General features: G+C 69.0%; 13 protein-coding genes. 6 read left to right on the forward strand and 7 right to left on the reverse strand.

Annotated features, from left to right (window positions below; translation table 11 throughout):
* Positions 1-178: 178 nt before the first annotated feature.
* Entirely contained in the window at positions 179-1,240 is a 1,062-nt protein-coding gene (locus FHW12_RS09610) for a hypothetical protein (RefSeq protein WP_182530779.1), read from the reverse strand.
* Between the two features lie 65 nt (positions 1,241-1,305).
* Entirely contained in the window at positions 1,306-1,968 is a 663-nt protein-coding gene (gene radC, locus FHW12_RS09615) for a RadC family protein (RefSeq protein WP_182530780.1), read from the reverse strand.
* Between the two features lie 280 nt (positions 1,969-2,248).
* On the opposite strand from radC, the gene coaBC reads away from it, so the two are divergent.
* From coaBC to FHW12_RS09630, 3 genes are all read left to right on the forward strand, one after another.
* The gene (coaBC, locus tag FHW12_RS09620; RefSeq protein ID WP_310735196.1) at positions 2,249-3,490 is read left to right on the forward strand and encodes a bifunctional phosphopantothenoylcysteine decarboxylase/phosphopantothenate--cysteine ligase CoaBC; all 1,242 of its coding nucleotides are present in this window, start codon (positions 2,249-2,251) and stop codon (positions 3,488-3,490) included.
* Positions 3,487-3,966 carry a dUTP diphosphatase gene (gene dut, locus FHW12_RS09625; RefSeq protein WP_182530782.1) on the forward strand — a complete coding sequence of 160 codons (480 nt, stop codon included), beginning with the start codon at positions 3,487-3,489 and terminating at the stop codon, positions 3,964-3,966. Before coaBC ends, dut begins: the two co-directional genes overlap by 4 nt.
* 172 nt (positions 3,967-4,138) lie before the next feature.
* Positions 4,139-6,403, forward strand: a complete 2,265-nt coding sequence (locus FHW12_RS09630; RefSeq protein ID WP_220484408.1) for a phosphomannomutase/phosphoglucomutase — start codon at positions 4,139-4,141, stop codon at positions 6,401-6,403.
* 33 nt (positions 6,404-6,436) lie between these two features.
* Here FHW12_RS09630 and FHW12_RS09635 read toward each other — a convergent pair whose 3' ends face one another.
* From FHW12_RS09635 to pyrE, 3 genes are all read right to left on the reverse strand, one after another.
* Entirely contained in the window at positions 6,437-6,631 is a 195-nt protein-coding gene (locus tag FHW12_RS09635) for a hypothetical protein (protein ID WP_182530784.1), read from the reverse strand.
* Positions 6,632-6,700: 69 nt separating this feature from the next.
* Positions 6,701-7,366: a DUF4124 domain-containing protein gene (locus FHW12_RS09640; protein WP_182530785.1), complete on the reverse strand. Its 666-nt coding sequence runs from the start codon at positions 7,364-7,366 to the stop codon at positions 6,701-6,703.
* A 50-nt stretch (positions 7,367-7,416) separates the two neighbouring features.
* Positions 7,417-8,064, reverse strand: a complete 648-nt coding sequence (gene pyrE / locus FHW12_RS09645; protein WP_182530786.1) for an orotate phosphoribosyltransferase — start codon at positions 8,062-8,064, stop codon at positions 7,417-7,419.
* A 149-nt stretch (positions 8,065-8,213) separates the two neighbouring features.
* Between pyrE and FHW12_RS09650 the strand changes: the two genes are divergently transcribed.
* The gene (locus tag FHW12_RS09650) at positions 8,214-9,011 is read left to right on the forward strand and encodes an exodeoxyribonuclease III (RefSeq protein WP_182530787.1); all 798 of its coding nucleotides are present in this window, start codon (positions 8,214-8,216) and stop codon (positions 9,009-9,011) included.
* On the forward strand, positions 9,011-10,513 hold the full coding sequence (locus tag FHW12_RS09655; RefSeq protein ID WP_182530788.1) for an AmpG family muropeptide MFS transporter: 1,503 nt from the start codon (positions 9,011-9,013) through the stop codon (positions 10,511-10,513). The genes FHW12_RS09650 and FHW12_RS09655 overlap by 1 nt, the downstream gene beginning before the upstream one ends.
* Before the next feature lie 19 nt (positions 10,514-10,532).
* Here FHW12_RS09655 and FHW12_RS09660 read toward each other — a convergent pair whose 3' ends face one another.
* Both FHW12_RS09660 and FHW12_RS09665 read right to left on the reverse strand, forming a co-directional pair.
* The gene (locus FHW12_RS09660) at positions 10,533-11,654 is read right to left on the reverse strand and encodes an anhydro-N-acetylmuramic acid kinase (protein WP_182530789.1); all 1,122 of its coding nucleotides are present in this window, start codon (positions 11,652-11,654) and stop codon (positions 10,533-10,535) included.
* A gap of 1 nt (position 11,655) precedes the next feature.
* Entirely contained in the window at positions 11,656-13,104 is a 1,449-nt protein-coding gene (locus tag FHW12_RS09665) for an OapA family protein (RefSeq protein WP_310735199.1), read from the reverse strand.
* Between the two features lie 196 nt (positions 13,105-13,300).
* On the opposite strand from FHW12_RS09665, the gene tyrS reads away from it, so the two are divergent.
* The gene (tyrS, locus tag FHW12_RS09670; protein WP_182530790.1) at positions 13,301-14,512 is read left to right on the forward strand and encodes a tyrosine--tRNA ligase; all 1,212 of its coding nucleotides are present in this window, start codon (positions 13,301-13,303) and stop codon (positions 14,510-14,512) included.
* Positions 14,513-15,176 lie beyond the last annotated feature (664 nt).

Genomic DNA, 15,176 nt, shown 5'->3' on the forward strand with positions numbered 1-15,176 from the left:
CAGCGTGGAAAAGCCGCGTATTGTAGCGACCCGGCCACCGTTCGGCGCGCCGGTCGCGCGTTGTCATCGTAGCGTCGCCGGCAGCGGGTAGGCTCGTCGCCTCGACCGGACGGAGCAGGCGGCGTGCGGGATGCGCACGGCGCCGAGGGTGCAGGGTCGCACCGAACCTCCGCGCCGCTCAGACCGTGAGGTCGGCGAGGGTCGCGCGGTAGGCTTCGATGACCTGGTTGCCGGTCTGCGGCGCGCCCTGCACCGCGATGCGTGCGCGCACACCCATGCACAGCGCCTTGAGCTTGGGTGCATTCGCCTCCTTGCCCGGCCCGAACGCGGCCACGCCGGCATCGGACTGGAAACGGTGCAGCTCGAAGAAGAAGCGATCCTGTCCGTCGGTGAGGAAGCCGAGCACCGGCAGCGCGCTTTCGCCCGCGGCGAGCGATCGCCCGCTGAGCATTTCGCGTTCGCGGCACAGGTTTTCCGCGGTGCTCGCGAAGCGCGTGAATGGTTCGGCTACGTTCGCCGTGTCGAGGTCGGCGGCGACGAGCGCAAGGCGTTGCGCCGCGACGAGCAGCGGATCCTGGCGCCAGCCGGGACTGCGCCGGTCGAGCACCTGGTCGAGGCGCGAAGCGAGCGCGCCGCCGCTCTGCACGAGATCGGCGGCGTTGTAGTGGTAGCCGCCCGGCACGGGCCGCGCGTCGAACGTGCTGCCCGCGATCATGAGCTCGAGCGCCGCATGCAGGTCCGCATCGTGTTCGCGCGAGAAGCCGCAGGCGTCGAGGATGCGTTGCGCCTCGTCGATGCTCGCGCGCTCGTTCGCGCCGATGCCGTCGACCAGTTGCGGCGCCTCGCGCTGGCGCAGGTCGTGGCAGGCGCCGAACAGCATCAGCGCGCACCAGTCGCGCAACGCCAGCGCGCGCAGCCCGAGCGTGTCGCGCAGCCGGTCGATGCGGCTGCCGCAGATTTCCAGCACGTGCCCTTCGTTGTGGTAGGCGTGGAAATCGCTGCCGAGGTTGCCGTGGCGGACCGCGAGCCGCGCATGGCCGAGGCGCACCGCATCCTCGGTGTGCGCGAGCAGCGTCGCGTCGCCCGGTTCGAGCAGGGCGGTCCATTCCGCGCGCCGTCGCGCGAGCAGGGCTTCGATCGGCGCCGCGGCCGCGCCGGCCAGCGTGCGCGCCGCCGCGACGTCGGGAATCCGGCGCTCCGTTTCATCGGCTGGATAGCGACTCGGGAACGGCAGGATCACGGCGGTCGAATGGGGTGCGGTGACGTTGGGCGCGAGTATAAAGGGGGAAATCGCCGTGGCGCGGCCTACAGCCAGCCGCGCTGCGCGAGCGAGGTCGGCGCGCCGTGGCCGACCACGAAATGGTCGAGCAGGCGCACGTCGACGAGGTCGAGCGCCTCGCGCAGCCGCAGCGTGATCGCGCGGTCGGCCGCGCTCGGTTCGGCGACCCCGGATGGGTGGTTGTGCGCGAAGATCACCGCGGCCGCATTGTGCACAAGGCAGCGCCGCACGACCTCGCGCGGATGCACGCTCGCGCCGTCGATCGAGCCGCGGAACAGCTCCTCGAACACGATCACGCGATGGCGGTTGTCGAGGAACAGACACGCGAATACCTCGTACGGATAGCCGGCCAGGCGCGCCTTGAGGTAGCGCGCGCTCGCCGCGGGGTCGGTCAGGGTCTCGCCGCGGCGAAGCTCCGCGTCGAGGTAGCGCCGGCCGGTCTCCAGTGCGGCGGCGAGGCGGCACCAGGCGACCTCGCCGAGGCCGGCCTGCGCGTGTGGCGCGTCGAGCAGCGGCTTGAGGCCGCCGGCCTCGGCGAGCAGGTGACGGGCGAGGTCGACCGCCGTCAGTCCGCGCCGCCCCGAGCCGAGGAATACCGCCAGCAGCTCCGCGTCGGACAGCACGCCGGCGCCGTGGGCGAGCAGCTTCTCGCGCGGACGTTCGCCGTCCGGCCAGTCGCGGATGCTCATGCCGGCGCCCCCGCCGCGAACGGCATGCATGCGGGCGCGGCGGTTGCGGCGACAGGATCGGCGGATCCAGGGCGGGGAACTTGATCCATCCCGCCAATCTAGGGCGGGCTGCGAGTCGTTCGCAGCGGCGCGCGCCCCGATTTTCAGTAAGCTAGCGTTCCCCTGTCCTGTCGGTGGTTTCCTACATGACTTCCCGGTTCGACCTCGGCGGACGTTCGCTCGCGCCGGCGCGGCGTGCTCCGCGCACGGGCGCCGGCCGGTGACACGGCGCGACGTCCACGTGCCGGAGCGTTTCGCGCCGTCGCGCGAAGCGCTCGCCGGCGTGCACGTGCTGCTCGGCGTGTCCGGCGGCATCGCCGCCTATAAAGGCGCCGAACTCGTGCGGCGGCTGCGTGACGCCGGCGCCGAAGTCCGCGTCGTGCTGACCGAGAACGCGGCGCGCTTCGTCACGCCGCTCACGTTCCAGGCGCTGTCCGGCCACCCGGTGCGCACGAGCCTGTGGGACGAGTCGGCCGAAGCCGCGATGGGTCATATCGAGCTCGCGCGCTGGGCCGACGAGGTGGTCGTCGCACCGGCGTCGGCCGACCTGCTCGCGCGTCTCGCGCACGGCTTCGCCGACGACCTGCTGGCGACGCTCTGCCTCGCCACGACGGCGCCGATGTCGGTGGCGCCGGCGATGAACCAGCAGATGTGGGCGAACGCCGCGACGCAGGCGAACCTCGCCGTGCTGCGCGAGCGCGGCGTGCGCGTACTCGGCCCCGGCTCGGGCAGCCAGGCCTGCGGCGAATTCGGTGCCGGGCGCCTGCTCGAAGCCGACGAGATCGTCGCGCGCCTGGTCGAGCGACGCCGGCCGCGCGACCTCGAGGGCGTGCGCTTCCTCGTCAGCGCGGGCCCTACCTACGAAGACATCGACCCGGTGCGCTTCATCGGCAACCGCAGCTCCGGCCGCATGGGCTTCGCGGTCGCCGCGGCGGCAGCCGAGGCAGGCGCCACCGTCACGCTCGTCGCCGGACCGGTGCACCTGCCGACGCCGCGCGACGTCGACCGCGTCGACGTGCGCAGCGCGCGCCAGATGCACGACGCCGTGCTTGCGCGGGCCGGCGCGAGCGACGTGTTCGTCGCCGCCGCGGCAGTCGGCGACTTCCGGCCGCGCGACATCGCGCCGCACAAGCTCAAGAAGGCGACCCGAGACAGCGGGCTCGAACTCAGCCTCGTGCAGAATCCCGACATCCTCGCCGAGGTCGCCGCGCTCGACCCACGCCCGTTCGTGGTCGGTTTCGCCGCGGAGACCGAACGCGTCGAGGAATACGCGCGCGCCAAGCTCGAGCGCAAGCGCCTCGATCTCATTGCCGCCAACGAAGTCGGCGCGGAACTCGGTTTCGAGCGTGACGACAATGCCTTGCTCCTGCTCTGGCCCGGTGGCCGCGAAGCGCTCGAGCGTGGCGACAAGGCCGACCTGGCGCGCGCGCTCGTCGCGCGCATCGCGCGCCTGCGCGCGACGAGCGGCGGGGTGAACGCATGAGTCCGGCCGACGGCCTCGCCGCGCGCCCGATCGAGCTCAAAGTGCTCGACGCGCGACTGGGACGCGAGTTCCCGTTGCCGGCGCCGGCAACGGCCGCGTCGGCCGGTGTCGACCTGCGCGCGATGGTCGACGCGCCACTCGTGCTGGAGCCCGGCGCGAGCGTGCTGATCCCGAGCGGCATCGCGGTCCACATCGGCGATCCCGCCCTGTGCGCGCTCGTGTTGCCGCGCTCGGGCCTCGGCCACAAGCACGGCATCGTGCTCGGCAACCTCGTCGGCCTCATCGACGCGGACTACCAGGGGCCGCTGATGATTTCGTGCTGGAACCGTTCCGACGCGGCCTTTACCATCGCACCCGGGGAACGCATCGCCCAGCTCGTGATCGTGCCGATCGTGCGCGCGGTGTTCCGCGTCGTCGACGAGTTCGCGCCGAGCGAGCGCGGCGAAGGTGGATTCGGCAGTTCAGGCAGGCACTGAAGGCGCACGCGCCGCGGTTGAGGCGGGTCGGATCACGAGGAAGGGCATGGCCGCAACAGGCAATACATCCCCGAAGGAATTGGGCGCGCGGGTGCTGCGGCGCCTGGCACCGGCGTTGCGCACGCTCGGGCCGTTCGCGCTCGGCACGTTCCTGCTCGTGTTCGGCTCGTTCATGTCATGGCAGACCTGGCTGCTCTGGCTTTCCCATCGCGGTACCGAGAACGCGGACGGTGCGCGCGCCGAAGCGATCGCAGCCATCGCGGGCGAGGTGCGCGAACGACAGCAGAACGTGCAGCAGGCGCTGGCCGACCCGAGCGTGCAGCAGGCGCTGCAGCTCGGCAGCGAGGGGCGTGTTCCGGCGGCGGCGGCGCTGCGGCAATTGCTGCCGAAGGCGACCGACGTCGAGTTCTTCAGCGCCGACCTCGACGAGGTGCTTTCAGGCGACCTCAAGGCGATCGGTTACGCCAAGGCCGCGGCGCTGATGCAGGCGAAGATCAATCCGAAGCAACCGCTCGCCGAGATGCGCACGGAGGCCGAGGGCCAGCAGTTGATGATCGCGATGCCCGCGCGGGTGGGCGAGCGCGTCGTCGCCTTCGCGGTGGTCGAACTCCCGTTCAAGCCGTTGCTCGCGGCATTCGCACGCACGTCGATCAGTGGCGCGCGGCTCGAATTGCGCCAGGGCGATGGCCGTGGCGATCTCATGATCGCGAGCGTGGGCGAGCACAGCGGTTCGTCGATCGGTGACGTCGGCGAGCCGATCCCCGGTACGCGCCTGCGCATCGGCAAGGCCGATCCCGGCTACTTCATCATGTTCACCGAAAACCTGGCCGTCTCGCTGCTGTTGAGCCTGGCCTGCCTCGCCGGAGGCTTCTTCGCGTTGTGGGCGCGCAGTGTCGGACGCGAGCGCGCGGTCGCCGTGTTGCAACGCAAGCCGAAGGAGGTCCAACCGGAAATGACCCTCGCACAGGCACTCAAGGTGCAGCCGGAAGCCGTCGCCACGCCCGCGGCCAGAACCGCGCCGGCAGCACCCGTACGCAGCGAGAAGAAGGAAGAAGTCGTCACGGTCGATCCGAGCATCTTCCGCGCCTACGACATCCGCGGCGTGGTCGGCGACACGCTGACGACCGGGGTGACGCGGATGATCGGTCGCGCGATCGGCAGCGAGGCCCGTGACCGCGGCCTGACCGAGATCGTCGTCGGTCGCGACGGACGCCTGTCGGGTCCGGACCTCGTGTACGCGCTGATCACCGGTTTGCGTTCGACCGGTATCGACGTGATCGACATCGGCACCGCGCCTACGCCGGTCACCTACTTCGCCTGCTACCACCTGCGCACGGGTTCGGGCATTTCGGTCACCGGCAGCCACAACCCGCCCGACTACAACGGCTTCAAGATCGTGCTGGGCGGCGAGACGTTGTCGGAGGACGCGATCCAGAACCTGTATCGGCGCATCGAGGCCGAGCGCTTCGTCGACGGCGCGGGTGGCCTGCAGACGCTCGACGTCAGCGACGACTACATCCGCCGCATCACCGATGACATCCAGATCGAGCGCAAGCTCAAGGTGGTCGTCGACTGCGGCAACGGCATCCCCGGGGCGATCGCACCGGCGGTGCTCGAAGGCATCGGTTGCGAAGTGATTCCGCTCTACTGCGACGTCGACGGAACGTTCCCGAACCATCACCCTGATCCGTCGGACCTGCACAACCTGCAGGATCTGATCGTGTCGGTGAAGAACGTCGGTGCGGACATCGGCCTCGCCTTCGACGGCGACGGCGACCGCCTCGGCGTGGTCACCGCGAGTGGCGAGGTGATCTTCCCCGACCGCTTGCTCATGCTGTATGCGAGCGACATCCTGCTGCGCAATCCGGGCGCGACGATCATCTACGACGTCAAGTGCACCGGCCACCTGCAGCCGCTGATCCTGCAGCAGGGCGGCAGCCCGCTGATGTGGCGCACCGGGCACTCGCTGATCAAGGCGAAGATGCGCGAGACCCATGCTGCGCTCGCCGGCGAGATGAGCGGCCACTTCTTCTTCGCCGAACGCTGGTACGGCTTCGACGACGGCATCTATGCGGCAGCGCGCCTGATGGAAATCCTCGCCGCGGATGTCGACGGGCGCACGCCGGAGCAGGTCTTCGCCACGCTGCCGAAAGGAGTGTCGACGCCGGAACTCAAGATTCCGATGCGCGAGGGCGAGCACTACCGGTTCATCGAGGCGTTTCGCGCGCGCGCCAAGTTCGACGGCGCGCGTCTCACCACGATCGATGGCTTGCGCGCGGATTGGTCGGACGGCTGGGGCCTCGTTCGTGCGTCGAACACGACGCCCGTGCTCGTCCTGCGTTTCGACGCGGACAACGCGCCCGCGCTGCGACGCATCCAGGAGGTGTTCCGCAGCCAGCTGCTCGCACTCGACTCTTCGTTGCCGCTGCCGTTCTGATCCTCGCCGCCGCGGCGGCGAGGGGCGGGCGCGTCAGCGGAACCATTCCTCGATGCCGTCGGCCTCGTCCGGTGCGTCGCCGTCGGTGTCGCGCAGTTCGATCGCCTCGACATCAGCGTCCGGGTCCGGGACGGCAGCGACCACGGGCACCATCCACTGCTCGCCGCAGACGTTGCATTCGCGCCGATCGGCGGCATGGCCGTCTTCGAATCGGACGCGCTCGATCATCGAGCTTTCGCTGGATTCGCAAGAGGGGCAACGATTCATCGGGCAATCCTCGACGAGGTACTCGCGTGCCTACTTCCTCGTTTCGGCGATGCGTGCCTTCAGTTCGCGGTAGTGCGCGACTTCATCGTCGAAATGACTGCTCGCCTCGGTGCGATCGGCTTCCTGCTTGGCCACGGCGGCCTTCTGCACGTCCACCTTCTTGCGCATCACCGCCAGCTGCTTGGCTTGCTCGGGAGGAAATTCCTTGCCGGTGCGTTCGGCTTCGGCCGCGCGATCGAGCAGCTCGGCGAGCGACTGCTCCTGGTTGCGCAGGCTGACCTCCGAGGACTTGATCTGCTGGTTGAGCATGTCCATCTGCTGTTGCTGGGCACGCTTGAGATCGTCTTCCTGCGGGTAATTGCTCAGCAACTGCTCGTCGTCGCGTGCGCGCTGCTCGGCGACCCTGCGGTCGGCCGCTGCCTTGTTCGCCGCGACCTTCGCGGCGGCCAGCTCGTCGGCCGTCTTCTCCCGCTCGACGTGCTTAACGACGATGCCCTGCGAATTGACGATGTCGTAACCGAGCTTCGTCGCCTCCACGGGCACGGAGTCGCTGTAGTGCAGGTTTCCCTGTGCGTCCCGCCACTTGTAACGGTTGTGGTCGGTCGGCGTTCCGGCCGCGAAGGTCGCGCTGGACGCGGTCGCCCCGATGCAGGAAGCGACGACGAGGACGAGCAGGCGGGACGAGGGAATATGCATGGGGAGCCTCCGGGCGCGAGTATAGCCAGCCGGGCGCGCCGGAGCGGTGTTCAGCTCGCCACCCCGTAGCGCTCCCGATATGCGGTCAGGCGTGGCCGATGATCGGCGAGATCCGGGCGGTCGGCCGCGTAGGCGAGCAGATCGCCGAGGCGGGCGATCGCGACGGTCGGGATGCCGTGCTCGGCGGCGAGCTCCTGCGTCGCCGAGCGCTCGCCCTGGCCCCGCTCCTCGCGATCGAGAGCGATCAGCACGCCGGCCGGCTCCGCGCCGGCAGCGCGGATGAGAGCGAGCGATTCACGGATCGCGGTGCCGGCGGTGATCACGTCGTCGACGATGAGGACGCGCCCGCGCAGCGGCGCGCCGACGAGCGAGCCGCCCTCGCCGTGATCCTTCGCTTCCTTGCGGTTGTAGGCGAACGGCACGTCGCGCCCGTGATGCTCGGCGAGCGCCGCGGCACTCAGCGCGGCGAGCACGATGCCCTTGTAGGCGGGGCCGAACAGCATGTCGAACGCGATCCCCGACGCGGCGGCGGTCGCCGCGTAGGCGCGACCGAGCGTGGCGAGCGCGGCGCCGGAATCGAACAGGCCGGCATTGAAGAAATACGGGCTGACCCGTCCCGACTTGAGGGTGAACTCGCCGAAGCGCAGCGCATTGCGCGCGAGGGCGAGGTCGAGGAATTCGCGTTGGCTCGATTTCATGGGCGTTGAGGGTTGAAGGCTGAAGGCCGAAGGCCGAGAGCCCTGAGTTTACGGCGTCGCGGACGTCGTCCGCGAAGGCAGGCGCGGTGTTGCCAGCCATGGCACGCACACGGCACGCTAGACCCCCAGCCCTTAGCCCTCATTCCTCCATGCGCATCATCTCCTTCAATGCGAACGGCATCCGCTCGGCCGCGAACAAGGGCTTCTTCGACTGGTTGCGCGCGCAGCAGGCCGACGTCGTGTGCCTGCAGGAGACCAAGGCGCAGGAGGACCAACTCGCCGATCCGATGTTCCGCCCCGACGGACACCATTGCTTCTACCGCGATGCGACGACGAAAAAAGGCTACAGCGGCGTCGCGATCTATTCGAAGCGCGAGCCGGACGAGGTGCGCACGTCGCTCGGCTGGGCGCCGTTCGACGACGAAGGGCGCTACATCGAGGCGCGCTACGGCAACCTCAGCGTGGTTTCGTTCTACATCCCGTCGGGTTCGTCGGGCGAGGAGCGCCAGGCGGTCAAGTTCGAGGTCATGAAGTGGCTCAAGCCGCTGCTCGACCAGTGGCTGGCGAGCGGGCGCGATTACGTGCTGTGCGGCGACTGGAACATCGTCCGCGCGAAGAACGACATCCGCAACTGGGGTTCCAACCAGAAGAATTCCGGCTGCCTGCCGGGCGAACGCGCGTGGCTCAACGGCATGATCGCCGACGCCAGCGGCGACGGCACGCCGGCACCTGCGCACGGCTGGCTCGACAGCTTCCGCGTGCTCAAGCCGGACGCGGTCGAATACACCTGGTGGAGCAATCGTGGCGCCGCGCGCGCGAACGACGTCGGCTGGCGCATCGACTACCAGTTCGTGACGCCGTCGCTGCGCGATCGCCTGCGCGCGTGCGCGATCACGCGTGATCCGCGCTTCTCCGACCACGCGCCGTACAGCGTGGACTACGCGTGATGAAGCAGGCGCTGCGGGGCTGGTGGCAGTCGCTCGCCGTCTACACCGATCCACGCATCCGCCCGATGCTGTTCCTCGGCTTCGCGGCCGGCCTGCCGTTTCCGCTCGTGTTGACGACGCTGTCCGCGCGCCTGCGCCAGGCCGGCATCGACCGCACGACCATCGGCATGTTCAGCCTGGTCGGGCTCGCGTATTCGCTCAAGTTCTTCTGGTCGCCGATCGTCGATCGCTTCCATTTGCCGATCGTCGGCCGGCTCGGCCAACGGCGCAGCTGGATGCTGCTCGCGCAATCGGGGGTCGTCGCCGGGCTCGTCGCGATGGCGATGCTCGATCCGGCCAGCGCGGCCCACGGCATCGCGCTGCTCGCGACCGCGACCGCCTTCTGCGCGGCGACCCAGGACATCGCCGTCGATGCCTACCGCATCGAATCGGTCGACGCCTCGCGGCAGGGCGCGGCGGCGGCCGCATACCAGATCGGCTACCAGCTTGCGCTCATCTACGCGGGCGCCGGAGCACTGATCGCCGCGAGCGGACTCGGCTGGACGGCAGCGTACCTGCTGATGGCAGGCTGCATGGTGATGGGACCCGTCACGGTCCTGCTGATCCGCGAACCGGAGCGGCACGGCGTGCGCGGCAACGACGTCGACCCCGCGCTCGTGCGCGCGACGATCGAACGCATGCGTCCCTCCGTGCTCGCGGCCGCGATCGGATCGACCGCGTTCGTCGGCGCGGCGCTGTGGCTCGCGCTCGTCGCCGCGAAGGAATCGACGCTCGTCGTCAAGGTCAGTTTCGGCGCGATCCTGCTGCTCGAGATCGCGTTGCTCTCGATGCTGCGCACCGAGGCGTTGCGACCTGCGCTGGAAAAGCTGACGGCATCGGTGGTGCTGCCGCTCGTCGACTTCTTCCGGCGCTACGGCGCGCGCGTGGGCGTGCCGATCCTCGCGCTCGTCGTCATGTACCGGCTCAACTACATGACGATGGGCGTGGCGGCGAACACGTTCTACCTCGATCTCGGCTACACGCTCGACCAGATCGCGCTCGTGTCGAAACTCTACGGCGTCGCTTTGACCTTGACCGGTGCCGTATTCGCCGGCTGGCTCGTGAAGCGGCTCGGCCTGTTGCCTACGATGCTGGTCGGCCTGGTGCTACTCAGTGCGGCGAACCTGTTCTACGCCTACATCGCGGGTTTCGGCACCGGTTCCTCGCCGGATATCGCATGGCTCGCTGCGGCCGTCAGCCTCGACAACGTCGCCAACGGCATCGCCGGCACGGCCTTCATCGCCTACATGTCCTCACTCACGAGCAAGCAGTACACGGCGACCCAGTACGCGCTGTTCGGCACGCTGTGGAGCCTGCCTGCCAAGAGCCTCGCGAGCCAGTGGGGGCGCATCGTCGACGCGTGGGGATATCCGCCATTCTTCGTCTATACCGCGCTCATGGGCGTGCCGGCCCTGCTGTTGATCCTGTGGCTGATGCGCAGGGCGCCGGCTCGACCGGAGTGAACCACGCGCCTCGCCGCGATCAGCGCGGTGGCCCGGCGTGGATGGCGCCGAGGACGCGCGGACCACGCGCGCCGGTGACCGAGGGCAGGTTGCCGGGCACGCCGTCGAGGCGCGCGCGGGCGAGCCAGGCGAAGCCGGCGGCTTCGACGAAGTCGGGATCGATGCCGAGCGCGGCGGTCGTGCCGACGCGCATGTCCGGAAGCTCGCGCCGCAGCGCGTCCATCAACGCGGCGTTGTGCACCCCGCCGCCGCAGGCGTAGACCTCGCGTGGCGCCGTCGCATGTGCGCGCAGCGCCTGCGCGATGCTGCGTGCGCTGAGCACGAGCAGGCTCGCCTGCACGTCCGCCGGCGCGATGCCCGCCGGAAGGCGCGCGAGCAGCCAGTCGAGGTTGAACACCTCGCGCCCCGTGCTCTTCGGCGGCGCAGCGGCGAAATAGGGGTCGGCGAGCCAGTCGCCGACGAGCGCCTCGTTGCTGCGGCCGCTGCGCGCCCAGGTACCGCCATCGTCCCGCGCGGTGCCGAGATGGCGCGCGGCCCAGGCGTCGAGCAGGCAGTTCGCGGGGCCCGTGTCGAAGCCGAGCACAGGTTCACCCGGCGCGAGTAGCGTGAGGTTGGCGATGCCACCGAGATTGAGGATCGCACGTGCATGCGCCGGGTCGGCGAACACCGCCGCGTGCAATGCAGGCAGCAGCGGCGCGCCCTGGCCGCCCGCGGCGACGTCGGCGCGACGGAAGTCGGCGACGGTCGTGATGCCGGTACGCTCGGCGATCACGTTCGGGTCGCCGATCTGCAACGTGAACGGGTGCGGCCCGCTCGGGCGATGGCAGACGGTCTGCCCGTGCGAGCCGATCGCGGCGACGTCGCGCGCGTCGACGCCGCCGCGGCGAAGGAGCGCCGCTGCGGCGGCGGCGAAGGCGCCGCCGATCTCGACGTCCAGCTGCCCGAAATCGTCGAGCGCGACGTCGACCGTGCTGCGCGCGAACGCGAGCACACGCTCGCGCAGCGGCGCCGGGTAGGGGGTCGTGTGCGCGGCGACGAGCTCGGGGCGCGACTCGAAGCGCACGAGCGCGGCGTCGATGCCGTCGGCGCTCGTGCCTGAAATGAGTCCGAGGTAGAGCGGCGCGCGCGAGGCGGGCGTCACGTCAATCGTTGGCGCGCGCGAGCTGCATCGCGTCGACCATCTTCAACCGCGCGAGCTGCGGCGACGCCTGCTGGCGGAACTGCGCGAGCTGGCTCGCCGGCAGCGGTTCCGGTGGCGGCAGGGTCACGGTGAGTGGGTCGCGATGGCCGCCGTCGATGCGGAACTCGTAGTGCAGATGCGGGCCGGTGGCGAGGCCGGTCATGCCGACGTAGCCGATCACCTGGCCCTGCTTGACGTGTTCGCCGAGGCGCTCGCTCGCGAAGCGCGACATGTGGCCGTAGGCGGTGCTGATGTGCGCGTTGTGCTGCACGATCACGAAGTTGCCGTAGCCGGACATCCAGCCGCGATAGGTGATCTTGCCGTCGCCGGCGGCGCGGATCGGCGTGCCGGTCGGCGCGGCGTAGTCGACGCCCTTGTGCGCGCGCATGTAGCCGAGCACCGGGTGCATGCGACCGGTCGAGAACGTCGAGGAGATGCGCGTGAATTCCACCGGCGTGCGCAGGAACGACTTGCGCAGCGGGCGACCGTCCTCGGTGTAGTAGGTCGTCTCGCCGTCGGCGTTGGTGTAGCGGATCGCCGTGTAGCGCTTGCCTTGGTTGACGAACGTCGCGGCGATGATGTCGCCGTCGCGCAGGCGCTCGCCGTCGCGGTAGACGTCGTCGTAGATGACGCTGAAGCTGTCGCCCTCGCGCAGGTCCTGCGCGAAGTCGATGTCGTAGCCGAATGCGTTGGCGAGCTTGAGCACCATGCCGTCGCTGAGGCCGGCGCGCTCGCCGGCGTAGAACAACGAGCGCGTGACGGTGCCGTGGGCGACGTGCGTGCGTCGTTCGACGGCACGCTCGACCGCGGCCTCGCTGACGCCGCCGGCGCCGAAGTGCAGCACCACGCGCGTCGCGTCGCCGCGCTCGAAGCGCATCGCACTGAGCGAGCCGTCGGGCGCGTGTGCGAACGCGAATTCCTGGCCGGGGCGGATGCGGCGCAGCGCGACCGCGTCGTCCTGCGAATCGAGCACGCGCTGCAGGTCGGTCGGCGCGAGGCCCTGCTCGCGGAAGATGTCCGACAGCGACTGGCCGGCGCGCACGGTCACGACCTGCCAGTCCGGCTCGCTGTTCGCGGCGTACGCGCCGATCGCCGGGTCCGCTTCGTCGCCGGGCAGCTGCGGCAGGTCGAGGGCCAGCGTCGTGTAAGGTACGGGGGACGGCTCGTGCCGCGTCGCGTTCGCGAAGGTCGGGATCACGATGCCGACGAGCGCGGTCAGCAACACGCAGACACCGCCGAGGATCCAGTGTTCGGCGCGCCAGCTGATCGGCGAGGCCGAGACGTTCTGCAGGAACGTCCAGTTCGAGACACGCGAATAGAAATGGAAGTGCCGGCGTTGCGCATGGCGCCGGATGAGCAGACGACGAGCCTTGTGGCGAGCGTTCTTGTTGTCGTTATGGATGTCGTTCACAGGTCGCAGCCCAATCAATCGCGGGGTACCATAATTGCCTTGCCGCGCCGGCGTCAATGCCAATGGCGACAAGGACTTGCGAAAGATCGTTGACTAACGAATTATTAACCGCGACGCCCCATTCGGCGTCGATTCCAGCCACCAGCGACAGGCGCTGCGGCCGACCCCTGCGGGTGCCGCGCGCACGGGGACATCCATGACGGACATCCAGGCCGCGCTCGACCTCATCGGTCGTGGCGCCGACGAAATCATCAAGCGCGAGGACCTCGAGGCGCGGCTCAAGCTCGGCCGCCCGCTGCGCATCAAGGCCGGTTTCGACCCGACCGCGCCGGACCTGCACCTGGGGCACACGGTGCTGCTGACCAAGATGCGCCAGTTCCAGGACCTCGGGCACCAGGTGATCTTCCTGATCGGCGACTTCACAGGGATGATCGGCGACCCGACCGGCAAGAACGTCACGCGCAAGCCGCTCTTGCGCGAGGACATCGAGGCCAATGCGAAGACCTACGCCGAGCAGGTGTTCAAGATCCTCGATCGCGAGCGCACCGAGGTGCGCTTCAATTCCGAGTGGTTCGGCCGCATGGCTGCGGCGGACATGATCAAGCTCGCCGCGCAGCACACCGTCGCGCGCATGCTCGAGCGCGATGATTTCTCCAAGCGCTACGCCGCGCAGCAGTCGATCGCGATCCACGAATTCCTCTATCCGCTCGTGCAGGGCTACGACTCGGTCGCGCTCGAGGCGGACGTCGAGCTCGGTGGCACCGACCAGAAATTCAACCTGCTCATGGGGCGCGGCCTGCAGGAGCACTACGGCCAGGCGCCGCAGATCGTGCTGACCATGCCCCTGCTGGAGGGGCTCGACGGCGTGGCCAAGATGTCCAAGTCGCTCGGCAACTACATCGGCATCGCCGAGCCGGCGATCGATATCGTCAACAAGACGATGAAGATCGGCGACGAGCTCATGTGGCGCTGGTACGAATTGCTGAGCCTGGAACGCAGCAGTGCCGACATCGCGCGCATGAAGGCCGACGTCGCGGGCGGGCAGCTGCATCCGCGCGACGCCAAGCTCGCCCTCGCGCGCGAGCTGGCGACGCGCTTCCACGACGCCGCGGCGGCGGAACGAGCGATCACGCAATGGACGGCGCTCGTGCGCGAACAGCGTGTCGACGTCGATCTGCCGCTGCATGACATCGCCGTTCCGGCCGAGGGAATCCGCGTCGCGCCAATGTTCGTCGCGGCCAAACTCGCCGCGAGCAATTCCGAGGTCGGCCGCAAGATGGCCGAACGCGCGCTGCGCATCGATGGCGCGGTCGTCGAAGATCGCGAGCGCGTGTTCGCGGCGGGCAGCGAGTTGCTGCTGCAGGTCGGCAAGCGCGCGTTCGCGCGCGTGCGGCTCGTTGCCGGATGACGGTGCGCGTGTCGGCCGAAAGAAAACTCGTCATGAGGGCTTGACGGATTCGCGTTTGGTTGTAGGATTCGCGGCCCTTCCGACGGCAGGCCCATGCGGTCCGACGACGGAAAAGGGGACGCTCCGGCTGGGCGTCGCGGCGCAGAGAAAAATCTCGCAACGACGGCTTGACGAAGTAGGAATCGGATGTAAGATGCGCGCCCCTTCGACGACTGGCCTCGCGGCGAAATCGACGAAGGGCGAGACCCGAAACGCAGCGCCCGCCACGAAGCAAAAATTGTTCGCGGCGAGGGGTTGACGAAACGGGAATCGGATGTAGGATGCGCGCCCCTTCGACGACTTGCCCTCGCGGCGAAATCGACGAAGGCGAGACCCGGAAACGCAGTGCCCGCCACGAAGCAAAATAGTTCGCGGCGAGGGGTTGACGAATCGGGAATCGGATGTAAGATGCGCGCCCCTTCGACGACTGGTTCGATACGAACCCGAACGACGAGGGGCCTCGACGAGGCGGAAACGCCGGGTCGAGGGAGAAAAAAAGTTCGCATCGAGGTGTTGACGGATGCGAAAAACGATGTAAGATATGCGGCTCCCTCGGACGAAATGTCCTGAGGCGCGAGACAAAGAAAATCTCGCAAGCCTTTGATCTTTGAAAGTGTGCGCAGGT

This window comes from Dokdonella fugitiva (genome assembly GCF_014138265.1).
In the GTDB taxonomy this organism is placed as follows: Bacteria; Pseudomonadota; Gammaproteobacteria; order Xanthomonadales; family Rhodanobacteraceae; genus Dokdonella_A; species Dokdonella_A fugitiva_A.